Below are 25,243 nucleotides of genomic sequence, written 5' to 3' on the forward strand. Positions count from 1 at the left end.
GGGTTAAAATTATGGGCGAAGAATAAAAACCGTCTAACAATCTTTTCTCCTTTGACTTATAACTTAATATAGCTTATTTTTGTGCAAAATTACAATCAAAACTTTTTATAAGCAAACATTATGACATTAGAAACAAAAAAAAGTGTTTTTGTTGAATTAGGAAAATTTTTAAGTCAATTTTCTGAAAATAATAGCATAAAAAGACCCGATGTTTTACAAAACGATTTATTTTTTGAAGATTTTATCCAATTAATAAATTTATCCCAGTCCCATAACGGTTGGTACACGCCAGAACAAGTTTATTTCTCGATTCAATCTTGGGCTACGGCCTTAACAGAAGAAAATCTGAATCAATGGCTTGCCGCTTACGATTTAGAAAAAATACAACCAAAAAACATCGCTCTGATACTAGCAGGAAATATTCCTTTGGTAGGTTTTCATGATTTCCTCTCTGTCTTGATTACAGGGCATAACGTAATGGTAAAAACATCGTCAAACGACCAACATTTACTGCCTTTTTTAGCCAAATACATCATCGCCATAACACCCGAATTGGCTGGCAAAATAACTTTTGTTGAAGGAAAATTAGAAAATTTTGACGCCGTAATCGCAACGGGAAGCAATAATACGGCCCGTTATTTTGAATATTATTTCAAAGAGAAACCTTCGATAATTAGAAAGAGTAGAAACTCTGTCGCTGTTTTAAACGGAAAAGAAACCAAGGAGCAGCTTGTAGCTTTGGGCGAAGACATTTTTAGGTATTTTGGTTTGGGATGTCGCAATGTATCTAAATTGTTTGTACCAAAAGGATATTCTTTTGACGCCTTTTTTGAAGCGATTTTTGAATACCAAGACGTCATTCATTATGAAAAATATGCCAATAATTACGACTACAATAAAGCCGTTTTCTTAATGAGCAATTTCAAACTATTGGACAATGGTTTTTTGACCATTAAAGAAGATAAAAGTCACGCCTCTCCTATTTCGAGTGTTTTTTATGAGTTTTATGAAAACATAGAAGACATACAAAACCGATTACAAACGGAAAAAGAACAGATTCAATGTATCGTAAGTGCTGGTTTAATAGACAATAGTGTTGATTTTGGACAAACCCAAAATCCTAAATTATGGGATTATGCAGATAACATCGATACGATATCGTTTTTGTTAACAATATAAACAAAAGAGCTTTAATTATTTTCTTTTTATTTCCCCTTTTAAAGTCGTAATTCCCGAAATTTGCATTTTAACTTTTGGACCTTAACTACACCATGAAAAAACACAACTACAGCGCAGGACCTTGCATTTTACCACAAGAAGTTTTTGAAAAATCAGCTCAAGCCATTTTAAATTTTAATAATTCTGGTTTATCTCTTTTGGAGATTTCACACCGAAGCGATGATTTTGTTGCCGTTATAGAAGAAGCAAGAGCATTGGTAATCGAATTATTGGGGTTGGAAGGCAAAGGATACAAAGCCCTATTTCTTTCAGGAGGAGCCAGTTTAGAATTCTTGATGATTCCTTACAATTTAATGAAAGAAAACGGAAAAGCCGCTTATCTTGACACAGGAACCTGGGCGAGTGGCGCTATCAAAGAAGCTAAAATCTTTGGAGAAACAGTGGTTGTCGCTTCTTCAAAAGACAAAAATTACAATTATATACCAAAAGGATACAGCATACCTGCAGATGCCGATTATTTCCATTGTACTTCTAACAATACGATCTTTGGTACCCAAATGAAGGAATTTCCTTCAGTGGACATTCCATTGGTTTGCGATATGAGTTCTGATATTTTCTCAAGAACTTTAGATTTTTCTAAATTTGACATTATTTATGCCGGTGCTCAAAAAAACATGGGTCCCGCTGGTACCACTCTAGTTGTTATCAAAGAAGAAGTTCTGGGAAAAACAGGCAGAACAATTCCAAGTATGCTGGATTATGAAAAACATATTAAAGCCGAGAGTATGTACAATACCCCTCCGGTTTTCCCTATTTATGGCTCACTATTGACCTTACAATGGTTAAAAAAATTGGGAGGAATTGCAGCAATTGAAAAGTTAAACAATGCCAAGGCCGCCTTGCTTTATGCTGAAATTGACCGAAATCCATTATTCAAAGGGTCAGCCGTAGCCGAAGACCGCTCTACTATGAATGTGACTTTTTTATTGCATAATGAAGCGCATACCCCTATTTTTGATGCTATGTGGTCCGAAGCTGGCATTTCGGGCTTATCAGGACACCGCTCAGTAGGTGGCTATAGAGCTTCGATGTACAACGCCCTTCCTCTGGAAAGCGTTCAGGTACTAGTTGATGTAATGAAGGCATTGGAATCAAAAGTTTAAAAGTTTCACAAAAGAAACAGCCCTAAAATAGTACTAAAATCAAAATACAAAGCTACTAGTCTCCATTGGGGACTAGCGGTCTTTTTAAGCCAAAAACAAATGAAAGTATTAGCTAATGACGGTATTTCTAAAAGCGGAATTCTTGCTTTAGAAAAAGAAGGATTTGAAGTTATCACCACAAAAGTAGCCTAGGAACAAGTGGCTAATTTTGTGAATCAAAATGATATCAGCGTACTTTTGGTACGAAGTGCTACCAAAGTCCGTAAAGATATTATTGATGCCTGTCCAAGTTTAAAAATAATTGGTCGTGGTGGTGCCGGTATGGACAATATTGATGTAGACTATGCTAAAAGCAAAGGAATTCAAGTAATTAATACCCCTGCGGCTTCATCAGAATCTGTGGCTGAATTAGTATTTGCTCATCTGTTTTCAGGTATTCGCTTCTTGCATGATTCAAACAGAAACATGCCTTTAGAAGGAGATACCAATTTTAATGGTTTGAAAAAAGCATACTCCAACGGAATTGAATTGAGAGGAAAAACACTTGGTATTATTGGCTTAGGCCGTAATGGTCAAGCTACTGCAAAAATGGCTTTGGGCTTAGGAATGAAAGTTATTGCAACCGATATCTCAGTCGAAAACGCTACAATCAGCCTTTCGTTTTTTGACGGTCAAACTGTATCATTTACAATTGTAACACAATCTTTGGAATCTTTATTACAAGAAGCTGATTTTATCAGCTTGCATGTTCCTACTCAAAAAAACTACATCATAGGTGAAAAAGAATTTGCAATAATGAAAGAAGGTGTAGGAATTGTAAACTGTGCTCGCGGTAGTGCGCTTGACGAGGTAGCATTGGTAGCAGCCTTAGACAGCGGAAAAGTATTATTTGCAGGATTAGACGTTTATGAAAATGAACCCACACCAGAAATAACCATTTTGATGAACCCGAAAATTTCATTAACGCCGCATATTGGGGCTGCAACCCTTGAATCGCAAGACAGGATTGGCATTGAGCTAGCCCAACAAATTATCAATTTACTACCTTAATTATCAAAACATTAAATGATTGCTAAAAACTAATTAATTCCAACTTAGCAAGCTTTTTTTAATTAAATTTGATTTCTAATCTAAATAAAAATCAAATGTTTGAACAATTGACTCAGTTAGCACAGCAATTTGGAAATGAAGCCGTTGTAAAAAACGATGCGATTCCAAATGATCAGAATGAAGCAGTAATAAACGAAGCAAGTAGTTCGATTATTTCTGGTTTACAACAAATTGCTTCAGATGGAGGCATCGATCAACTTGCCGGATTATTTCAAGGCAATACGAATCTAGACAGCTCAAATCCTGTTGTTCAAAAACTCTCGGAACAACTAACAGGAACTTTGAGCGATAAATTCAACTTGAGTAACGATACCGCTTCAGGCGTAGCGGGTGGTATGATTCCTCAAATTTTAGGTTCCTTGGTTGGCAAAGCCAAAGACACTAATGACTCTAGTTTTCAGATTTCAGATTTGATAAATGCTATTTCTGGAGAAGGTGCCCAAAATTCATCCATCATGGACGCTATTTCAAAATATGGAGGACAATTGGGTCTAGATCAAAATGCAGACGGAAAAGTAGACCTCAGCGATGCAATGAGTGCCGTAACAAAAAACAGCGGAGGTTTAGGAGGCCTGTTTTCAAAACTTTTCGGAAAATAACAACACTAAAACATTTATATAAAAAAAGGTCATTTCACTATTAGAGGAAATGACCTTTTTTATATAAACCCCTAACAACAGACTATTTATTTTCGTAAATTTATACTCCACATTATTTTCAAATATCATGAAAAATAGCCTTTACATTATAGCAATTATTTTTTGTGTACTCATTGGTTGCACCAGTTCCAAATCGACTATGGTGAAGAAACAAAAACCAACAGGCACTAAAAATGATACCGTTAGGATTGCCAATGAGGAACTCGAATATGAAGTTATTATCATTGATCCAGGATTCAGCTCTTGGCTTGCTTCTACAGCAATGCCTAGAAACTATTATTCCCAATCCTATTTAGAAAACAAAAACCAATTGTGGATTAGTGAATGGAACAGCCGTGTTGCCCAACCTTTCAGATACAATCCCAACCTCTATGAAATGACCATTAATTATGACCCTACTATCAATTATGGTTATGAGGTAAATTATTTAATTTACAATTACTTGGTTTATTTCCAAAATACCTACCGACAAAAATTATTTGGTCATGTTCCCCTAAGATAATCTTACTATCTTTGCGGTCATTGCATTGCAAATAAAGATGGAGAAATTAAAAAAACGTTGGGGAATTGAATCCAACTTTCAGCTTACAATCATATTTATCGTTTTTGCCATTACTGGCTCTACTTCAGCCTGGTTATCTAAACCTTTCTGTCTTTGGTTAGGAATCACCAGCGAAGACTTGAATTTTTGGTTTACTCCAGTCAGATTACTTCTAATTTTCCCAATATACCAAGTGCTTTTAGTTCTATTTGGTTTTCTTTTTGGGCAATTTACCTTCTTTTGGGCATTCGAAAAAAAGATGTTGAAACGAATGGGACTGGGATTTCTCTTCAAAGAATAAAAAAACGCCTCGATTATTGGGCGTTTTTGTTTTTGATCCAATAGGTGTACATCCAAGTCAAGGTAAAAGAAGGAATCACGTCCGTAAATGGAATTATTTCTTCAACAAAAGTTAAAACTCCAGCTATTTTACCTACGCTACCCCGATACATTCTGGTCATCAAAAATCCCGCAATGGGAGCCCAAACGACATCCGAAAATTCACCAACAAAAGGAATCGTAAAAGACAGCATCCCGATTGCGTCAAAAAGCAGTCCAAAAAGTAGCTTTTTGGTTTTATCCTTTTTTAGTTCCGAAACAGTTTCAATTTCCAGTTCTTCTTTCATTTGTTTTACTCTATACTGATTTAACAAATCCTAATGATCTTTTATTTCTTAAGCTTATCCTTGTACACTTTTTTTAATTTTTCAATTTTTGGTGTAATGATATAACTACAATAACCCTGTTCTTGATGCTGATTGTAATAATTTTGATGGTAATCTTCGGCTGGATAAAATAACGTTGCCGGCGAAATTCTAGTTACAATAGGCTTGCCAAATGTATTTTCTTGAGTCAATAGTTCAATATAACTCTCGGAAATTTCTTTTTGATCCTCATTGTGGTAAAAAATTTCACTTCGATATTGCATACCCACATCGTTCCCTTGTCTATTTAAGGTTGTAGGATCGTGGGTTGCAAAAAATATTTCAAGCAATTCCCCAAAAGAAATTTCATTTGGATTAAAACTAATCTGAATCGCCTCTGCATGCCCCGTATCTCCATTGCATATTTCCTTGTAAGTAGGATTTGCCGTTTTTCCGCCTGTATAGCCCGAAACCACACTTTCTACTCCTTTTAGTTCTAAAAAAACGGCTTCGGTACACCAAAAACAGCCTCCGGCAAATGTGGATATTTCCATTTCTCCCTGTTTATTCATTTTATTGGTTTTTAATTTTTAATCGGTATCAAAAGAAAAGTTTTTCCAATGCAATTCTAAATCTCTTTACAAACAATCTATCAAATTTAGTCTATTAAATAAACCCGAGCCTTTTTTGTTAACTAAAATTTATAATTTGGCTTTTGAAAATTATTCCAATAATCATCAAAATCTTTGTTTCTTTGTGCAAACAATTTCAAAATGATAGAAGCCAAAAATTTACATAAATTCTACGATCAACTTCATGTATTGAAAGGCGTGGATTTGCATATTAAAAAAGGAGAAATTGTCTCAATTGTAGGAGCTTCGGGAGCAGGAAAAACCACTCTTTTACAAATTTTAGGAACTTTGGACAAACCCACTGTCGAAAATGGAATCGAATTGCGTATCAATGACGAAGACATTTTGAACATGAACGACAAAACTTTATCCAAATTCAGAAATTTGAATTTAGGTTTTATCTTCCAGTTTCATCAATTATTACCTGAATTTACAGCGCTAGAGAATGTTTGTATTCCCGCTTTCATCGCCAATAAATCTAAAAAAGAAACCGAAACAGAAGCCAAAAAATTATTGACTTATCTGGGGCTTTCCCATCGAATGGACCATAAACCTCATGCCCTTTCGGGAGGAGAACAACAACGCGTAGCGGTTGCAAGAGCCTTAATCAACAAACCTGCAATCATTTTTGCTGACGAACCATCTGGAAACCTGGATACTACCTCAGCCGAAAACTTACATCAATTATTCTTCAAACTAAGAGACGAATTAGGTCAAACCTTTGTAATTGTTACTCATAATGATGAATTGGCCAATATGGCTGATCGTAAATTAGTTATGGTTGACGGACAAATTAGTAGCCAATAATCCGTTTTCAAATACAATGACAAAGTTAGAACTCAAAGACTTTCTTGACGAAAAATTCATTCAATACAATACGCTGGATTTCATTGATAGTGATCCTGTGCAAATTCCCCATCTCTTTTCTCAAAAAGAAGACATAGAAATTGCTGGATTTTTGAGTGCCACTATTGCTTGGGGCAATCGTAAAATGATTATAAAAAATTCGCATCGGATGATGGATTTGATGGGTAACACGCCTTATGATTTTGTGATGTCGCATACTCCATCTGATTTAGAGCGATTGGATAGCTTTGTTCATCGCACTTTTAACGCACAAGACCTCAGCTTTTTTATTCAAAGTTTAAAGAATATTTACCAAAACCACAATGGTTTAGAAAGCGTCTATTCAAAAAACCAAGAACCGGAATCATTACAAAAAAGCATTTCGGAATTCAAAAAAGTTTTCTTTGAAATTCCGCATCACTACCGCACGCAAAAGCACGTTTCGGATCCCATGAACAATTCGGCTGCAAAAAGAATCAATATGTTTTTAAGATGGATGGTGCGCCAAGACAACAAAGGCGTTGACTTAGGGATATGGAAAACGATTTCTCCTGCTGCCTTATCCTGTCCGCTTGATGTACATTCAGGAAATGTAGCCCGAAAACTGGGCTTGTTATCCCGAAAACAAAATGATGCAAAAGCACTTGCCGAACTGGATGCACAACTTCGAAAATTAGACCCAAAAGATCCGGCCAAATATGATTTTGCTTTATTTGGATTAGGTGTTTTTGAAGGTTTTTAATTCTATCAAAAAAGCAACCTTCTAAACTTTAGATCCACCAGATTTTGTATCATTAATACAAAAGAAGTCTCACAACATCAGAACTAAGGATTTAGCGTAAATATTGTATTACAAATCAAACAATAAATGCTTTTTATCGATGTTTTTTGCCTTTTATCGGCTTTATAATAAAAATTTGACTAAATTTGATTGTCTAATTATTTGAATTAAAATATTAAATAACAATATCCCAACTATTTAAAATTAATACCACAATTTAAAAAGTACAAAAATGAGTGAATCTAAAAAAATACTTTTAGCAGAAGACAATTCAATACTCTCATTATTGCTAAAATTCAAATTAGAAAAGGCCGGATACAACCTTTTTATTGCAGAAAACGGTAAAGAAGCCATAGAAATAATTGAGCAACAAAAACCCGAAATTATTCTCACTGATGTCATGATGCCTTTTGTCAGCGGTTTGGAAATAATCAGTCATGTAAGAAACAAACTGGACCTTATAACCCCTGTTATTGTTTTCTCATCTGCAGGTCAGGAGGAAATGGTTCTCAATGCTTTTAATCTTGGTGCCACTGATTTCATGGCCAAACCATTTAGTCCAAACGAATTAATTATCCGAATTAAAAGATTATTACAATAGAAAACTAAGTTTAGCAAATTATGGTAAACCTATATCAAAATATTGTTGACTATCTTAAAAACGCACCCGAAGTTATTCAATTGCTATGGGCTTTGATTACTACTTTGACCCTTATAATAAGTAGCTTGATCCTTTATTTAAAACACTCAAGATCAAGACTAAGAACCAAAGAAAGAATCCAGAAAGTCTACCAAAAAAAATATGAATCAGATTTGATAGAGTATTTGTATTCTGGCAATGAAGACAACGAAATCAGTGTTGAACAACAACAAATTGTTACCTATTTCAAAAAATGTGCTACAAATAGGTTGAAAAGGAAACTTATCATTACGACTTTATTGAAGTTACGAAATGAAATTTCGGGTGAAACGGCAGATGCTATTCAAAGACTTTATTATCAAACCGAAATTATGAACTCAGCTTCTTCCAAGTTGAAACATAAAAAATGGAATGTGGTAGCAAGGGCGATAAATGAGCTGACACAATTTGAGATTAAAGAAGTCCATGACCAGATTATTCAGCTGATAAATCATCCTAAAAGAGAAGTTCGAAAGGAAATACAAATGTATTTAGTCAAATTATTCCATTTTGAAGGTCTTGATTTTTTAAATGTTTTAACCACTCCTTTGTCTGAATGGGATCAAATTCAATTGTTAGAAATTCTTCAAAAATTTGATGACCAAGAGATTCCGGATATAACAAACTGGTTAAATTCCTCAAATGATTCCGTTGCCATTTTTGCTTTGAAACTGGCAAAAATATACAATCAATTTGAAGCCAAAGATGCCATTATAAGCCTTCTAAATCATCCTGATAAAGAAATGAGAATTGAAGCCATTGACGTCTTGTCCCATATGGGCGTTATTGAAGCGGTTCCTGTTTTGAAGAATAATTTTGATCAACTGAGCCTTGACGAACAAATTGCTTTTTTTAAAATGATGGAAAACATGCATGAAGCCAATGATGAAGAATTCTTTATACCCTTTATGAATCATGTAAATTTTGACATCAGAGTCTCAGCAATAAAAATCGTGAAAGCAATTGAAATCAAAAAGCCAAATCCTTTCAAAATAATCGCATCCGAAAAAGAAGCTACTGAAAACACTGACTTAATCAAAGCCAGCTAACTACAACTATAACGCAATTCAAATGATAACAGATCTAATTCAATACTTATTTTTTGGATTTTCATTTACGGCAATAGTATCCTATATCATATTAGCAATAATCTCTGCATTTGAAACAGTAGATTATATGAAGAAAAACAGCTTTGTAAATTACAAAGAAATACTGTCATCGTCTATTTCTCCCTCTGTTTCAATTATTGCCCCGGCCTATAATGAAACCTTAAATATTGTTGAAAATGTGCGTTCCTTATTGTCCAATCATTATGTCAACTACGATGTAATCATAGTAAACGACGGAAGTAAAGATGACAGCCTTGAAAAACTCATAAAAGCTTATGATCTGGTTAGGGTTGAATATCTTATTAACGACCAAATTCCAACAAAACCACTGAGAGCAGGCGTTTTTAAATCAACCAATCCTGCTTTTGAAAAATTAGTTGTGGTAGACAAAGAGAATGGTGGAAAAGCAGACGCTTTAAACATGGGACTAAACATCAGTCCAAATAAGTATGTTGCTTGTATTGACGTCGATTGTTTATTACTGGAGGATGCATTGCAAAAGATGGTTAAACCATTTTTGGAAAGCACCGATTCTAAAGTAATTGCCGCTGGTGGTGTTATTCGTATTGCTAATTCCTGCGTCATCAAAGACGGAAAATTACTGGATATTAATCTGCCGAGAAACTTAATTGTAAGAGGACAAATTTTAGAATACCTAAGAGCTTTTCTGCTAGGAAGAATGGCTTGGAGTAAACTTAATGGTTTATTGGTTATTTCGGGTGCCTTTGGTTTATTCGATAAAAAAATAGCGATTGAAGTTGGCGGTTATGATACCAAAACCGTTGGGGAAGATATGGAAATCATCGTAAGAATGAGAAGACATATGGAAGAGCAAAAAATAAAATACAAAGTGGCTTATATACCGGATCCGCTTTGCTGGACAGAAGCTCCGGACAGTTATAAAATATTCATTTCGCAAAGAAACCGATGGACCAGAGGAACGATTGAGACCTTAAAAAAGCATCGAAAAATAGGGTTCAATAGGAAATACAATACTTTGGGAATGATTAGTTACCCTTACTGGTTAATATACGAAAGACTCGCTCCCATAATCGAAGTTCTGGGAATATTCTATTTCTTATTTCTTTTGATTAATAACAACATCAAATGGGATTATGCCATTGCATTCATTCTTTTGTGTTACTTATTTACAGTAATGTTCTCCATTATCACTATTATTACTGAAGAGCTCACGTATCATCAATACAAGAAAAAAGGGATTGGCATTCGATTAATTATGACAGCCTTCCTAGAGCCTTTTACGAATCATCCATTTATTGTATATGCAGCTCTTAAAGGTAACTTCGATTACTATTTTAACAAGAAAATAAAATGGGGAGAAATGACTCGAAAAGGGATGTCAAATGATTCAATTTCCAAAATAAAAATATAACAGTCAAAATATGAAGATTAAACTTCTATTAAAAAACTCTTTCCCTCATCTTTACTTAACCCTTTCCTTACTATTGACATTTTGGTCTCTGAGTATTTTTGAAATATACAGCAAAGCAAGCAGCGGAATACACTTTCCAGATTTAATCACAAGCCTGTCCTATAAATTACTTAATGATTTTGGAACAGCATTGTTCATTGGACTGCTGTTTTATCCGATATACATTGGCTTTTATTTCCTAAGAAAACCATGGAGTGTAACTGCAATTAAAATCCTGTTTTCTATATTAGTTATAGGGCAATTTGCCTTGGTCAAATACAACCTTACCACTCTGGTAAATCTGGGCGCAGATATTCTGGGCTATTCTGTCGATGATATGTACACTACCGTGACAGCATCTGAATCGCTCTCCTACCTTTATTTCTTTCCATTTGTTGTTTTTCCTCTTCTATTTCTAGGTATTAATAATCTTTTGGTTAAATATGCTAATCCAAATACGATCTATGCATTTTCAACTGTTTTTATGCTACTCTTTGGCGGTTTCAAATATTGGACACCCGAAGTTTCCGATTCCAGTTATCAAAACAAACTGTCTTTTTTTACTACAGATATCATCCGATTTCAATCGGATAAAAATGCATTTACTGCGGCCGATTTGTTCTATAAAAAAGAATATCCTTTGGTTCAATCCTTTAATGCTTCGCCTGATGTATTAGCTCCATTTTTTGAAATTAAAGAAGAGAAACCAAATATAGTGATGATTATCGTAGAAGGATTAGGCGCTGAGTTCATTGGAAAAAATGAATATCGGGGTTTTACACCTTATCTGGATTCTTTAATTCCAAAATCATTGTATTGGGAAAACTTTGTCAGTAATGCGGGTCGAACTTTTGGCGCATTGCCTTCTATATTGGGGTCATTGCCTTATGGTGAGAAAGGTTTTCTGGAAATGAATCCGCTTCCTTCACATATTTCTCTTGTCAGTATTTTAAAAGCCAATGACTATACTACCTCTTTTTATTGCGGAGACGAATCCAGTTTTGACCGAAAAATAAATTTCCTTGAATACAACGGTATCGAGAATGTGATAGACGTAAATAAATTTGGTCCTGGTTATGTTAAAACCAAAGAAAACTCGGGTGGTTTTTCTTGGGGCTATCCAGATGATGAAATCTTCAAAAAAACACTTAGCGAATTAGATTCAAAAAAACTTCCTCGCCTCGATGTTATCATGACACTGACTAACCACGAACCTTTTGATTTTCCTTCAAAAAAGGAGTATCTTAAAAAAGTGGACAAGATTATTAATTCGAATAGAACACTTGAGATGTCAAAATCAGAGGTCAATACTTATAAGGACATATTTGCTTGCCTGTTATACACTGATAATTCTATCAAAAATTTCATTGAGTCCTATTCGAAAAGGCCTGAATTCCAAAATACTATTTTTGTAATTACCGGCGATCACAGGCTAATACCTATTGCCCAAAAAGATAAATTATGCCGCTTTCACGTTCCGTTGTATATTTACAGCCCTTTGTTGAAAAAACCGCAATCTTTCAAATCCGTTTCTTCCCATTGGGATATAACCCCAAGTTTGCTTTCATTTTTAATGAATAATTACACGATGAACAAAATGGAAAAAACGACTTGGATGAGTTCCGGTTTAGACACTGTTCAGAAATTCAGGAACATTCACAAAATCCCTATTATGCAAAATAAAGGAAGTATTGATGAACTGATTTACAAAGACTATTTGTATTCTAATGGCGATTTATTCAAAATAAACGAAAATTTTGACCTGGCAAAAGTCAATGACAAAGTACTATTGAAAGCCATGGCTGATACGCTAAATGAGGCTAAAAGACTAAATGCCTATCTGACACAAAAAAACAAAATCATCCCGAATGCTATTAATATTTACACTAAACCCGCTTTTGAATTCTCTAAAGAAGATCTTGCAACAATCAAAAAATTAACCAAAGGCTTAAACTATGATGAGATATTTTTTCTTGCTCGTGACTTTGCTTTCAACAAAGAACGAGACAAAGCCAGATTACTATGTAACTATATTTTGAATGAATTTCCTAATTATGCCGATGTAAGAACTTTAAAAGGACGAACCTTAGCTTGGGATAAAAACTACTCCAAAGCAGAAACTGAATTACTCGAAGTAGTCAAAAGAACGCCTTATTACAACGATAGCTACCTTGCTTTAATGGATTTATATTGGTGGACAGATCAAGATACAAAAGGAATTTTGATAGCCAAAAAAGGACTGAAAAATAAAGTCGATACACCCGAATTAGGAGTTAAACTGGCGCAAGCATACAACCGAACCAATAAGCTTACATTGGCCAATAAAGTAATTGACAGTCTCATAAAAAACCATCCTACAGAAAAACAATTTGTTAATATTAAAAAAACCTTTGTAAAATGATATTCAAAAAAATAGTTCAACTACCATTTTTGCTTTGCTTCGCAATGGTTTTCCAAATCTATGGCCAAGAAAACAAATACAATGGCGATCCAGACGCTTCATTTGAAACCGCTCGCAAACTGGCTTTCAATCAACAACGCAAGCAGGCACAAGATACCTTATCCCATATTTTAACCAAATATCCCGATTATCATGATATTCGAGAATTTTTGGCCACAACCTATTCTTGGGATGCGGATTATAAAAAAGCCCAAAAAGAATTCAAATCAATTTTAGACAAAGATTCCCAAAGAAAAAGCACTTGGATAGCTGCCATTAAAAATGAAATATGGGCTGACAAACCTTATATTGCAATCGAAATGACCTCTCAGGCATTGAAAATTTTCCCGGAAGATCCGGAACTATTATACGTTAAAGCAACTGCCCAAGAAAACACAAACAATCCTTTGGATGCTTTAAGTACAATTCAAGCCGTCTTAGACAAAAACCCAGAAGATCAAAAAGCCCAAGACTATAAAATCAGCTTGGATCAAGGGCTAAGAAACAACTCCTTCGGCATAAAATCGAGTGTGGATGTCTATTCAAAAGTTTTTGATCCTATGCAATACCATACGCTTAAACTAAGCCGACTCACAAAATATGGAAGTATTATTGGGAAAGTGAATTTAAGCAGACGATTTAATGAAAATGGAGCTCAGTTTGAAGTCGATTTATATCCTAAAATTACCAAAGGTTTATATGCTTACCTAAATTTAGGTTTAGCAAATACTTTTCTTTTCCCCGATATTAGATACGGCGCTGAGCTATACAAATCTTTACCGCACAGCTTAGAGGTTTCCCTTGGTTTCCGAACTTTAAAATACAGCAGTACCACCAATATCTATACTGGAGCATTGGGTTGGTACACCGGAAATAGTTACTGGTCCATTCGCCCTTACTTTACTCCCGGCGATGGAGGAACAAGCACATCAGCGGCCTTAAATTACCGAAAATACCGCTCTAATGCTGAAAATTATATAAGTTTTGGCTATAGCATGGGAGTTTCTCCGGAAATAAATCAATTTAAATTTGACACCGCAGATGCCGAAATCATAAACCTAAAAACACAGCGTTTTAATATTGGCTATTATTTTACCACCGCTAAAAATAAAAATGCTTGGGGTGCGCAATTTGATGTTGCCCATCAGGAAATCAGCTTTGATCCTGGGAACTATTTTTGGATTTATTCCCTGAGTTTATCTTGGGATTTAAAATTCAAATAGCATCAATGAAAAGCACCCTTTAAAAATGAAAATCAATCATTACTTTCAAAAAGACTATCTTTGCAAAAAATATACGTTTTATGACCACTTTCGAGCAATTAAATCTTCCAAAATCAGTCCAAAAAGCAATTGACGATTTAGGATTTACTTCCCCAACTCCTATTCAGGAAAAAACTTTTTCTGTAATAATGTCTGGTCGCGATATGATGGGAATTGCACAAACCGGAACCGGTAAAACATTTGCCTACTTATTACCCTTATTAAAATTATATAAATTTACTCCCGGACATACTCCAAAAATAGTAATCCTAGTCCCTACTCGCGAACTTGTGGTTCAAGTGGTAGAAGAAGTAGAAAAACTGACTAAATACATGTCTGTTAGAACCATCGGAATTTTTGGTGGTGTAAATATCAATACCCAAAAAACAACCGTTTATCAAGGTTGTGATATACTGGTAGGAACACCGGGAAGAATCATGGATTTGACCTTAGACAATGTGATTCGTTTTGAAGAAATGCAAAAACTGGTAATCGATGAATTTGACGAAATGTTGAATTTAGGTTTCCGTACCCAGTTGACGGCTATTTTGGCTATGATGCCAAAAAAACGTCAGAACATCTTATTTTCGGCAACCATGACTGATGAAGTAGATGGTATTTTGAATGACTATTTTGATTATCCTGAAGAGGTTACGCTTTCTGCGTCAGGCACACCTTTGGAAAACATCAAACAAATTACCTATAATGTTCCCAATTTCAACACCAAAGTAAATCTGTTAAAACACTTATTAGAAACAAACGAAGACATGAGTCGTGTTTTGGTTTTTGTAAATAACAAGAAAATTTCAGATATGCTTCATGTTCGAATCGAAGAGGATTTTGAAGGCCAATTTGGAGTAATCCACTCTAATAAATCGCAAAATTACCGTTTAAGTACGATGGCTGAATTTCAAGAAGGAAATCTTCGCGGTCTGATTACTACTGATATTATGGCTAGAGGATTGGATATTTCAAATATTACTCACGTAATTAACTTTGAAATGCCCGAAATGCCTGAATTATATATGCACCGTATTGGTAGAACCGGTCGTGCAGATGCAACGGGTACTGCTATCAGTTTTATTGCGCCTCGCGAAGAAGAATTTAAAGTCGAAGTCGAGGTATTGATGAATATGGAATTAAATGCCGAGCCTTTCCCCGAAACAGTTGAAATTTCATTGAAATTGATTGAGCCGGAAAAAGACCGTCAACCCATTAAGTTTTTAATGAAAAAACAAAAACTCGATGGTGATGGAGCTTTTCAAGAGAAAAGTAAGAAGAATAAAAAAGTCAATTTGGGCGGACCTGGTGTAACCAAGAAAAAAACACACGGATCAGTCAATCGTAACATGTTAAAGACGAGAGACAAGAAAAGGAAAGACAAGAACAAATAGTTGGCATTGGTTAGTTTTTCAGTGATCAGTTAATAACTGAATACTGAAAAACTGAACACTGAACACTTTTTCTACTTTCCAAAAACCAGACAAACCGGTGCGCACAAAGCAATTCTTTTACCCGTATCGGTAATCGCTCCTGTAGTTTTATTACGCTTAAAAATAATAACATCGTTTGTATATTGATGGGCTACCAAAAGGAAGTTCCCGCTAGGATCAATCGCAAAATTACGAGGTCCTTTGCCTAAAGTACTGGTTTGCCCTTTAAATTCCAATTTCCCGTTTTTAGCAATTTTAAAAATAGAAATATCATTTGCCGTTCCACGATTAGTTGCATACAAAAATTTACCGTCAGGCGAAATGTGTATGTCGGCTGTACCAATAACGCCTTTGAAATCTTTAGCGATAACGGTCGTTTCATCTACTTTTGTCAATTTCCCTTTGGCATAACTAAAAACAGTTAAACTACCATCCAGTTCTTGCAACAAATAAACATATTTACCGTCTTTGCTAAAAGTAAGATGCCTTGGACCACTTCCAGATTTTACCGAAATACTGTCAGAAACTTTCAAAACTTCGCTATCAGAATTTGGATTGTATTTGTATGTATATACTTTATCATTACCTAAATTATTAGACAAAACATACTTTTTATCTGGAGAAAAATACACCATATGTGTATGTGACTTCCCTTGGTTTTGAGCATGTTGCTGTACCAGTTGCTTAGCTTGAGCAATACTGCCGTCATTATTTTTTCCAAAAACGCTGATGTTTCCACCCGAATAATTGGCCACAATGACATTTTTATCATCATTAATGATATAGCAAGGATCAGCTCCTATTGAATTTTGCTTATTAATAAAATCCAATTGCCCGCTTGACGGATTGAATCCAAAAGAACTTACCGCGCTTTCGTTTCCGTCTTCATTTACAGCATAGACAAACTTATTGTCCTTTGAAACCGTCAGATAACTTGGATTCACCACATTCTCACTGCTATTCTTAAAATGGAAATCTCCGGATTCAGCATCAAAATCATAGACATAGATTCCTTTGCTTTCGCATCCTTTAGTATAGGTTCCAATAATCAAATTTTGTTTGCCTTTTTGGGCTTGTACGTTCGAAAAAACTAAAATTAAAAGGAGAACGGATAAGATTTTTTTCATGTTAAAATTTTTATTAAAAAAGCTAAAATACAGAATGATTTTCATTTATATTAAAACTTAACTTACATTTTAACATAAATAACTATATTCGTACATATTAACCATGAACCAATATTATAAACCAAAAATCAATTTTAAAATGAAAAAAAAGACTCTTCATGTATTAACTCTTATCGCAATCTCTTCTTTTTTCCTTGCAAACGCCCAGTCAAAAATAAATGAAAAATCTAAAGCATTGGAAGGTGTTTGGACGTGTAAAGCTGAGCGATCCTCTAACTTGCTAGAAATGGGATTCCGCCCAGCAATGCCGGGTACACTTAAAATTATCTCAGCAGATGGAAAATTCACTAATATAAGAGTCATGCAATCAAAAACGGTTATTACTATTGATGGATTATTTAAAGTAGAATCAGATAGTATCTTCGTGGAATCTATCAAACGCTCACTAAATTCAGTTTTAATAGGAAAAGAAAATAGACTTCTCTTCAGAATGGAAGGCAATAATAAACTTTATATTAAGTGGTTTCTCGAAAAAAATCAATTAAACCAAAAAATGAATATTTGGATCGAAGAATTATGGGAAAAAGCAGAAATGCCTAGTATTTAATCTAATTTCATATAACACCGAATTCATAACCCAATCCAGACATTATTAAATTACAAAGAGGAAGTATTTTATTCCTCTTTGTATAATTGAAATACCAATAATATCCTCTGTTACTCAAAAATCACTTTAAGGTAAAATAACATATAATATATTTATTTATCCATTTATAGAAAAATCAACAATAGTAACTTACAACTGTTTTCTAATTTGTATTTTTGGATAATCGAATTCAATAAACTTCTCCAAGAATATAATACGGTGAAGAAAACCCAACCAAAAAATGCAGTTTAAACATCCCGAAATTCTATACTTTCTCTTCCTATTGATTGTTCCAATTTTGGTCCATTTATTTCAATTTCGCCGATTCAAAAAAGAATATTTCACTAATGTTCGATTCCTTTCGGCACTTTCGGTCCAAACCAGAAAAAGTTCTAAAATAAAAAAATGGTTGCTTTTGGCTTCTCGCTTATTATTCATGCTATTCCTTATTTTAGCCTTTGCCCAGCCTTTTTTCGAAGCAAAAGACAATAGCAATGCAACCAATGAAATGTACATTATTCTGGACAATTCCTTTAGTATGCAAGCCAAAGGAAAAAAAGGAGAATTGCTTAGACGTTCCGTTCAGGAATTACTCGAAAACACGCCCGAAAATGTCAATTTTTCTTTGATTACCAATTCTGAAACTTATTGGAACACCGATATAAAATCCATCCAGAATTCGCTACAAAACCTTAAATATAGTGCTTTACCGTTCCAGTTAGATCAGCTGATGGCAAAAGTAAAGTCGCATAAATCTGCTTTCAAAAAAGACATTGTAGTTATTACTGATGCTGTAGGTCTTGACAAAAAACAGCTCAAAAACATTGATAAAAATGACATTCCCTATTTTATAATTCCAAAAGCCGAACAAAAAAATAACGTTGCCGTTGATAGCGTTTCTATTCATGAAACATTGGACAATTTTTATGAAATCAGTGTTGAATTGTCCAACTATGGCGAAGATTTTAAACCTATTCCAATTGCGGTTTACAACCAAAATAAGCTCATTGCAAAAACATTGGTAAACTTTGAAACTAAGAAAAAAAGTGTTCTTTTTACGATTCCAAAACAAGACTTTCATGGCTCAATTTCCATAACAGACAATGGTTTAGAATATGACAACACCTTATATTTTAGCATTTCAAAAACAAAAAAAATCAATGTTATTAGTATTGGAGAAGCCGAAAAAAGCAATTTCCTAAGTCGAATTTATACTCCTGACGAGTTTAATTTCAGCAATTCATCCATTGGTACATTAGATTACAACAGCTTAGAAAAACAAGATGTGATTATTTTGAACGAGCTTGATGAAATTCCGCAAGCCTTACAAATCACACTGAAATCTTTTGTCGAAAAAGGAGGCAATCTCGTTCTGATTCCATCGGCGAAAAATACAGCCGCAAACCTAAATTCCTTTTTGACCAATTTTGGAGCCATTCAATTCAATTCCATAGAAAATACAGAGAAACTGATTAGTAAAATCAATTTCAATCATCCGCTATTTGCTTCTGTTTTTGAAAACAAAATCACCAATTTCCAATATCCAAAAACAAAGGCTTCGTTTAAAATCAGCGGTTCAAATCCGGCCGCTTTATACAATGAGGATCAAACGCCGTTTTTGACTTCTTTGCCAAATCCAATTTCGGCTGTATATGTTTTTTCGGCGCCCATAAACATCACAAATTCAAATTTCCAACAATCTCCTTTGATTGTTCCTACTTTTTACAAAATGGCAATGAGCAACCATAAAAATGCGGTAACGGTCTTGACAATAGGCGATTCAAAACCTTATTTTGTTGATGTATTACTGTCAAAAGACGCTATTTTGTCTGTTAAAAATTCAACGGAACAATTTATTCCTATCCAACAAATCCTGAATAATAAAGTAAAATTGACATTTAATGATTATCCGGTCCAAGCGGGAAATTTCGAGATTTACAATCAAAAAACGCCCGTGGAAAACATCAGTTTTAATTATAGCAGAACCGAAAGCGATTTGGCTACTGCCAATGAAAACCTACTTTCTGATTATAAAATAATTGATTCTGTAGCCACCGTCTTTGATACTTTACAAACCGAGCGAACAGACAATCAAATTTGGAAATGGTTTGTTATCTTTGCACTGCTCTTTCTGATAATCGAAATAGCAATTTTAAAATTCCTGAAATAAAAAATATTTATATATGAAATTAATCATCCGAGAAGCAAAAATTATCGATCCAAAAAGTCCTTTTCACGACAAGACAGTAGATATTTTAATTGTAGATGGTTTTATTGAAAAAATTGGTACTTCTCTACCGAACCAAGAAAATGCAGACGAGATAAAACTCGATAATTTACATGTCTCTCAAGGCTGGTTTGACAGCAGTGTTTCTCTTGGCGAGCCAGGTTTTGAAGAAAGAGAAACCATTGAAAATGGTTTGACTGTGGCAGCAAAAAGCGGTTTTACAGCTATTGCTTTACAACCCAACTCCTTCCCCATCATTGACAATCAATCGCAAATAAATTTTGTACAAAATAAAGCAAATGGTAGCGCTACCCAACTTTTCCCAATAGGAGCTTTGACAAAAGGCAGTGAAGGAAATGACATGGCTGAATTATATGACATGAAAAAAGTGGGAGCTGTGGCTTTTGGAGATTACAATAAAAGTCAAAGCAACGCTAATTTATTAAAAATTGCCTTGCAATATGTGCAGGATTTTGATGGTTTAGTTATTGCATTTGCACAAGATGAAAAGATAAAAGGAAATGGAGTAGCTAATGAAGGTATCGTTTCAACTAGATTGGGATTGAAAGGCATTCCAAATTTAGCCGAAGAATTACAAATTGCCCGAAATTTATTCTTACTCGAATATACTGGAGGCAAATTACATATCCCTACTATTTCAACTGCAAAATCAGTACAATTAATCAAAGAAGCCAAAGCAAAAGGACTGCAAGTTAGTTGCAGTGTAGCGGTACATCATTTGGTAATGACAGATGAAAAACTAGAAGGCTTTGATACCCGTTTCAAGGTTTCACCGCCTTTGCGAACAGAGCAAGACCGACAAGCTTTACTCGAAGGAATAGTAGACAACACCATCGACATGATTACATCTGACCACAATCCGATGGATATTGAACATAAAAAGATGGAATTTGATCTAGCCAAAAACGGTACAATTGGACTCGAAAGTGCTTACGGAGCATTGATGACCGTTCTGCCGTTAGAAAAAGTGATCGAAAAACTGACCGCCGGAAAAACAATTTTTGGAATCAAAAACGAGCTCATTGAAGAAGGTGCGAAAGCAAGCATTAGCCTATTTAATCCTGAAGGACAAAGTACTTTCACCAAAGAAAATATTATCTCTAAATCAAAAAACTCCGCTTTTCTGGGAATGGAAATGAAAGGTAAAGTTTACGGGATTTTAAATCAGGAAAAATTAATTTTAGCTTAAAAAATTGTAATTAGCATACTATCATTTTGATCTAATGAAAAGCATGACTACCAACATAAAATAATAGAAAACTTACTATGAATAACAATATTGAACAGGGAAAAACGGCAGCAATTACAAGCTATATTTTAGGTATAGGCGTGTTTATTGCCATGTCTATGAACTCTGAAGATAAAAATAGCTTTGCCTCTTTTCACATACGTCAAGGTCTTGGATTAACATTGACTTTCATTTCATTAGGATTGATTATTAGCAATTTTGACAGCCTAATGATCTCAGCTCCCATGTGGATTTGCATTTCCGTTTTATGGACTTATGGCATCTTTAGCGCGATAAAAGGCGAAACAAAACCTGTTCCTCTATTAGGAAATCTTTACCAAAAATGGTTTGCAACGATCTCTTAAATCAATTGCAAAATTTAGAACACAACTCCAATTTAAAACTAATAAATGAATAATTTATCTCTTGACTATCTCATTAGAGAACCCAAAATAAAATTAGACAAAAACCCGTTGATCCTTTTATTGCACGGATATGGCAGCAACGAGCAGGATTTATTTTCGTTTGCAACTGAGCTTCCAGAGAATCATTATATCGTATCTGCGCGTGCGCCTTATGATTTACAATATGGTAGTTATGCTTGGTACGCCATCAATTTTGATGCAAATCAAAATAAATTTTCAGATAACGAACAGGCCAAATCTTCCAGAGATTTAATCGCCCAATTTTTAGAAGAACTAATTGCAAATCTCCCTATTGACACTAACGATGTTACTTTAATTGGTTTTAGTCAGGGTGCCATTTTGAGTTATGCCGTTGCCTTATCTTATCCCGAAAAAATCAAAAATGTAATTGCTTTAAGCGGTTATATCAGCGAGCCGGCATTTGACGAAAATTACCTAAAAAACGATTTATCAAGACTTAAAATATTTGCTTCTCATGGAACTGTGGACCAAGTAATACCGGTTGATTGGGCCCGAAAAACAAAACCGTTTTTGGACAAATTAGGAATTGATTCTATTTATAAAGAATACCCTATCGGTCATGGCATATCGCCTCAGCAGTTTTATGACTTTAAGAAATGGTTAATAGAATAAAAAAAGGCTCCAATTTTGGAGCCTTTTTTATTTTATTTCTGATACAACAGCGATTGATTGACTTCAAATGAAATAGTTTCATCTGGATTGACAAAGTATTTCAGCAAGACTTCGCCCCATATTTCACCGTCACTATAATCAGCGATAATCCATCTGTGGTTCAAAATTTTTACTTTATTGATGATGAATTTATTGGCTCCTAATTGATCTTGGCCTACATAAGGATTGCCTTTCGCATTTGCATTTAAATCCAATAATTTCTCTGTAACATAAGGAATTAACTTTTCATAGGGAATCATTTTATCTGAACTTGCTGAATCAAAATAATTCTGGGCATTTTCGTTGTTTTCCAAAGAAAAATAATTGGCATCCTTCAATTTAAGAGTAACGGAATTCAGACTGTCTTTCAGTTTTTTGGTGACTTTTTCATATCTTTCTTTTTCAAAAGCAACTTCCTTACTATAAAACATATACGTAAAGATGTTTAAAAGTGCGATTAAAATAAAAGCATAAAGCAATAATGATTTTCTCATTTTAAATTTAATTAAATTGTAATTTCTAAATTATCGAAAGCAAGGTAAACGTTTTCAGGTAGTTTCTTTTGTATTTCTTCATGAAACCCAAAAAGATGACTGATATGGGTCAGATAGGCTTTTTCAGGTTGTACCAAAGCTATAAAATCTAAGGCTTCCTCTAAATTGAAATGAGTAAAATGAGTTTCCTCACGCAAAGCATTAATTACTAACACTTTTAAGTTTTTCAACTTCAAAACTTCACTTTCTTCAATAGTTTTCACATCAGTCAAATAAGCAAAATCATCCATTCGATAACCAAAAACCTGCAAATCACCATGCATAACATTTATAGGAACTACCATTTTATCACCCAGGACAAAAGCCTCGTTATTGACTACTTCATGCGTTTTTACCGAAGGAGCACCTGGATATCTGTTCTCGGTTTCAAAAACATAATCGAAACGCTTTTTCAAATTCTCTATAACACGTTGATGTGCATAAATAGGCATTTCCCCTTGTTTGAAATTAAACGGACGAATATCATCCAATCCAGCGGTATGATCTGCATGTTCGTGGGTAAAAAGAATTCCATCCACTTTATGACAATTTGAAGCCAACATTTGCTGCCTAAAATCCGGACCACAATCAATCACATAGGAATGATTATCCCAAGTAATCCATACTGAAACCCTTAGTCTTTTATCCTTAGAATCAGTGCTTTTACAAACGGGATGATGACTCCCTATAACTGGGATTCCTTGCGATGTACCTGTACCCAAAAAATATACCTTCACACTATTCTATTTTTTTACAAAAATAGGATTAATTCTCTTTCATTAGAAACCATTTTAACTAACTTTGTAACATATTAGCCATATTTAAAATAAAATGGACACCCAAATAAAACTAAAAGGTGACAGAGTCATCGAACAAATCCCTTCGATAAAAGACAAAGCGCTTCGTATCAATTTAAATGAGAACATTTACGGAACTTTTGCTGAAATTGGCGCTGGCCAGGAAACGGTAAGGCATTTTTTCAGATCTGGAGGATCTTCTGGAACTATTGCAAAAGCAATGTCTGCTTATGATAAAGATTTCAGTGATTCCATCTATGGTATTGAGGAAGACGGTCGTTATGTAACGGAAAGCCGACTCAAAAAAATGCTAACGATGGAAAATCAGTTAATCGAAGAGCGTTTGAGCAGAGAAAAACATCCTAATAAAATGTTTTTTAGTTACGCCAATACCGTGGCTACGATTGATTTTGCCAAACAATTTAAAGGTCATGGCTGGGTTGGTATTCGTTATCAAATTGAACCTGATGAAGACTATAACGAAATCATACTTCACATCCGTTTTAAAGAAACAGATGCAAGACTGCAACAAGAAACACTTGGAATCCTAGGCGTTAACCTAATTTATGGTGCATACTATAAATACAACGATCCGAAACGCTTGTTGCGCTATTTATACGATCACTTAGACAAAGACCAACTGGAAATTGACACTATTAATTTTTCTGGCCCTCGATTCGCTGAAGTAGACAATCGCTTAATGAGTTTGCAACTCGTAAAAAATGGAATGACTGATGCGGTAATGTTTGATCCTGAAGGAAAAAATATTCTTCCTGCTGCCATATTATACAAAAAGAATATTCTTGCCTTAAGAGGTAGTTTTCGTCCGGTTACCAAGGTAAATATGGATATGTACGAGAAATCATTAAAAATGTTTCTTGAAGAAAACAAAGTGGAAAAAGAGAATACGCTGGTGGTATTTGAAATCACCTTATCCAACCTGCGTTCTGATGGAGAAATTGACGAACGCGATTTCATGGATCGAGCGGAATTACTTTGTTCGCTTGGACAAACCGTAATGATTTCTAATTTCCAAGAATACTATAAAGTAGTTGAATATTTTTCAAATTATACCAAAGCTAGAATGGGACTGGCCATGGGAGTCAACAATTTAGTTGATATTTTTGATGAGAAATACTATCGCCATCTTAGTGGTGGAATTCTTGAGGCTTTCGGAAAATTATTCTTCCGCGATATGAAAGTATTTCTTTATCCAATGTTAGACGAAAATGGAGACATTATCACTTCAGAGAATTTAAAAGTGCATCCCCGAATGAAAGAACTTTACAAATTCTTCAAGTCTAACGGAAAAGTAATCAACATTGATGATTATGATCCCGGAAATTTAGAAGTATTCTCTCGCGAAGTCCTAAAAATGATCAACGAAGGAAAGCTGGGATGGGAACCGATGCTTCCGCTTGGTATCGCCGAAATGATCAAAGAGCACAGACTTTTTGGCTATGATCCAAATAAAACATTGAAAGAAAGCAATTAATTTACAAAAAAAAAAGCCAAAATAACCAGCTCCGCAAAGTCTCCGACTTTGAGGATGTATTGATCTGTCTCTGACAGATATAATTCATTTAAAAATGTCGATTGAAAATCGAAAAACACTACCTCAAAGTCGGAGACTTTGCGGAGCAATATAAAACTCTAC

24 protein-coding genes and 1 pseudogene are annotated in these 25,243 nt (G+C 34.5%); 20 read left to right on the forward strand and 5 right to left on the reverse strand.

Annotation, left to right across the window (positions count from 1 at the left end; translation table 11 throughout):
• The first annotated feature begins 120 nt into the window (after window positions 1-120).
• The 6 genes and pseudogenes from LNP19_RS14520 to LNP19_RS14545 all read left to right on the forward strand — a co-directional run bounded on the left by LNP19_RS14520 (window position 121) and on the right by LNP19_RS14545 (window position 4,953).
• Entirely contained in the window at window positions 121-1,179 is a 1,059-nt protein-coding gene (locus LNP19_RS14520) for an acyl-CoA reductase (RefSeq protein ID WP_230062613.1), read from the forward strand.
• Between the two features lie 92 nt (window positions 1,180-1,271).
• Window positions 1,272-2,342, forward strand: a complete 1,071-nt coding sequence (gene serC / locus LNP19_RS14525) for a 3-phosphoserine/phosphohydroxythreonine transaminase (protein WP_230062614.1) — start codon at window positions 1,272-1,274, stop codon at window positions 2,340-2,342.
• Between the two features lie 99 nt (window positions 2,343-2,441).
• Window positions 2,442-3,392 (forward strand): annotated as a pseudogene (locus LNP19_RS14530) (D-2-hydroxyacid dehydrogenase).
• A gap of 95 nt (window positions 3,393-3,487) precedes the next feature.
• On the forward strand, window positions 3,488-4,051 hold the full coding sequence (locus LNP19_RS14535) for a hypothetical protein (RefSeq protein ID WP_230062615.1): 564 nt from the start codon (window positions 3,488-3,490) through the stop codon (window positions 4,049-4,051).
• Between the two features lie 127 nt (window positions 4,052-4,178).
• A complete protein-coding gene (locus LNP19_RS14540; protein ID WP_230062616.1) occupies window positions 4,179-4,613 on the forward strand; it encodes a DUF6146 family protein in 435 nt (144 codons plus the stop codon).
• A gap of 37 nt (window positions 4,614-4,650) precedes the next feature.
• Window positions 4,651-4,953: a DUF6787 family protein gene (locus LNP19_RS14545; protein WP_230062617.1), complete on the forward strand. Its 303-nt coding sequence runs from the start codon at window positions 4,651-4,653 to the stop codon at window positions 4,951-4,953.
• Between the two features lie 13 nt (window positions 4,954-4,966).
• Here the strand turns inward: LNP19_RS14545 and LNP19_RS14550 are convergent, their stop codons facing one another.
• Together LNP19_RS14550 and msrA are read right to left on the reverse strand one after the other, a co-directional pair.
• The gene (locus LNP19_RS14550) at window positions 4,967-5,278 is read right to left on the reverse strand and encodes a hypothetical protein (RefSeq protein ID WP_230062618.1); all 312 of its coding nucleotides are present in this window, start codon (window positions 5,276-5,278) and stop codon (window positions 4,967-4,969) included.
• 41 nt (window positions 5,279-5,319) lie between these two features.
• Complete coding sequence (msrA, locus tag LNP19_RS14555) at window positions 5,320-5,868, reverse strand: peptide-methionine (S)-S-oxide reductase MsrA (protein WP_230062619.1); 549 nt, start codon at window positions 5,866-5,868, stop codon at window positions 5,320-5,322.
• A gap of 201 nt (window positions 5,869-6,069) precedes the next feature.
• Here msrA and LNP19_RS14560 point away from each other — a divergent pair, with 201 nt between their 5' ends.
• The 8 genes from LNP19_RS14560 (at window position 6,070) to LNP19_RS14595 (ending at window position 15,871) form a co-directional block, all read left to right on the forward strand.
• Window positions 6,070-6,735: an ABC transporter ATP-binding protein gene (locus LNP19_RS14560; RefSeq protein WP_230062620.1), complete on the forward strand. Its 666-nt coding sequence runs from the start codon at window positions 6,070-6,072 to the stop codon at window positions 6,733-6,735.
• 16 nt (window positions 6,736-6,751) lie between these two features.
• Window positions 6,752-7,516 carry a TIGR02757 family protein gene (locus LNP19_RS14565; RefSeq protein WP_230062621.1) on the forward strand — a complete coding sequence of 255 codons (765 nt, stop codon included), beginning with the start codon at window positions 6,752-6,754 and terminating at the stop codon, window positions 7,514-7,516.
• 271 nt (window positions 7,517-7,787) lie between these two features.
• Window positions 7,788-8,156 carry a response regulator transcription factor gene (locus LNP19_RS14570; protein ID WP_230062622.1) on the forward strand — a complete coding sequence of 123 codons (369 nt, stop codon included), beginning with the start codon at window positions 7,788-7,790 and terminating at the stop codon, window positions 8,154-8,156.
• A gap of 20 nt (window positions 8,157-8,176) precedes the next feature.
• Window positions 8,177-9,283, forward strand: a complete 1,107-nt coding sequence (locus LNP19_RS14575) for a HEAT repeat domain-containing protein (protein WP_230062623.1) — start codon at window positions 8,177-8,179, stop codon at window positions 9,281-9,283.
• Between the two features lie 22 nt (window positions 9,284-9,305).
• Window positions 9,306-10,736, forward strand: coding sequence for a glycosyltransferase family 2 protein (locus tag LNP19_RS14580; protein WP_230062624.1), 1,431 nt, complete (start codon window positions 9,306-9,308; stop codon window positions 10,734-10,736).
• Window positions 10,737-10,746: 10 nt separating this feature from the next.
• Complete coding sequence (locus LNP19_RS14585) at window positions 10,747-13,176, forward strand: sulfatase-like hydrolase/transferase (protein WP_230062625.1); 2,430 nt, start codon at window positions 10,747-10,749, stop codon at window positions 13,174-13,176.
• Window positions 13,173-14,438 (forward strand): YaiO family outer membrane beta-barrel protein, encoded by a 1,266-nt coding sequence (locus tag LNP19_RS14590; RefSeq protein ID WP_230062626.1) that lies wholly within the window; start codon window positions 13,173-13,175, stop codon window positions 14,436-14,438. The genes LNP19_RS14585 and LNP19_RS14590 overlap by 4 nt, the downstream gene beginning before the upstream one ends.
• Before the next feature lie 80 nt (window positions 14,439-14,518).
• On the forward strand, window positions 14,519-15,871 hold the full coding sequence (locus LNP19_RS14595; protein WP_230062627.1) for a DEAD/DEAH box helicase: 1,353 nt from the start codon (window positions 14,519-14,521) through the stop codon (window positions 15,869-15,871).
• A 71-nt stretch (window positions 15,872-15,942) separates the two neighbouring features.
• Here LNP19_RS14595 and LNP19_RS14600 read toward each other — a convergent pair whose 3' ends face one another.
• Complete coding sequence (locus LNP19_RS14600) at window positions 15,943-17,037, reverse strand: lactonase family protein (protein ID WP_230062628.1); 1,095 nt, start codon at window positions 17,035-17,037, stop codon at window positions 15,943-15,945.
• A gap of 139 nt (window positions 17,038-17,176) precedes the next feature.
• Between LNP19_RS14600 and LNP19_RS14605 the strand changes: the two genes are divergently transcribed.
• The 5 genes from LNP19_RS14605 to LNP19_RS14625 all read left to right on the forward strand — a co-directional run bounded on the left by LNP19_RS14605 (window position 17,177) and on the right by LNP19_RS14625 (window position 22,217).
• Complete coding sequence (locus tag LNP19_RS14605; RefSeq protein ID WP_230062629.1) at window positions 17,177-17,644, forward strand: DUF4488 domain-containing protein; 468 nt, start codon at window positions 17,177-17,179, stop codon at window positions 17,642-17,644.
• Window positions 17,645-17,924: 280 nt separating this feature from the next.
• Entirely contained in the window at window positions 17,925-19,853 is a 1,929-nt protein-coding gene (locus LNP19_RS14610; protein WP_230062630.1) for a vWA domain-containing protein, read from the forward strand.
• A gap of 13 nt (window positions 19,854-19,866) precedes the next feature.
• The gene (locus tag LNP19_RS14615) at window positions 19,867-21,120 is read left to right on the forward strand and encodes a dihydroorotase (RefSeq protein WP_230062631.1); all 1,254 of its coding nucleotides are present in this window, start codon (window positions 19,867-19,869) and stop codon (window positions 21,118-21,120) included.
• 77 nt (window positions 21,121-21,197) lie between these two features.
• Window positions 21,198-21,524 carry a hypothetical protein gene (locus tag LNP19_RS14620; protein ID WP_230062632.1) on the forward strand — a complete coding sequence of 109 codons (327 nt, stop codon included), beginning with the start codon at window positions 21,198-21,200 and terminating at the stop codon, window positions 21,522-21,524.
• Window positions 21,525-21,569: 45 nt separating this feature from the next.
• Window positions 21,570-22,217 carry an alpha/beta hydrolase gene (locus LNP19_RS14625; protein ID WP_230062633.1) on the forward strand — a complete coding sequence of 216 codons (648 nt, stop codon included), beginning with the start codon at window positions 21,570-21,572 and terminating at the stop codon, window positions 22,215-22,217.
• Window positions 22,218-22,249: 32 nt separating this feature from the next.
• On the opposite strand, the gene LNP19_RS14630 is transcribed toward LNP19_RS14625, so the two are convergent.
• Entirely contained in the window at window positions 22,250-22,750 is a 501-nt protein-coding gene (locus tag LNP19_RS14630; protein ID WP_230062634.1) for a hypothetical protein, read from the reverse strand.
• Window positions 22,751-22,761: 11 nt separating this feature from the next.
• Window positions 22,762-23,526 carry an MBL fold metallo-hydrolase gene (locus tag LNP19_RS14635; protein ID WP_230062635.1) on the reverse strand — a complete coding sequence of 255 codons (765 nt, stop codon included), beginning with the start codon at window positions 23,524-23,526 and terminating at the stop codon, window positions 22,762-22,764.
• Window positions 23,527-23,620: 94 nt separating this feature from the next.
• Between LNP19_RS14635 and LNP19_RS14640 the strand changes: the two genes are divergently transcribed.
• A complete protein-coding gene (locus LNP19_RS14640; RefSeq protein ID WP_230062636.1) occupies window positions 23,621-25,081 on the forward strand; it encodes a TonB-dependent receptor in 1,461 nt (486 codons plus the stop codon).
• Window positions 25,082-25,243: the final 162 nt, after the last annotated feature.

Source organism: Flavobacterium acetivorans (assembly GCF_020911885.1).
Lineage (GTDB): Bacteria > Bacteroidota > Bacteroidia > Flavobacteriales > Flavobacteriaceae > Flavobacterium > Flavobacterium acetivorans.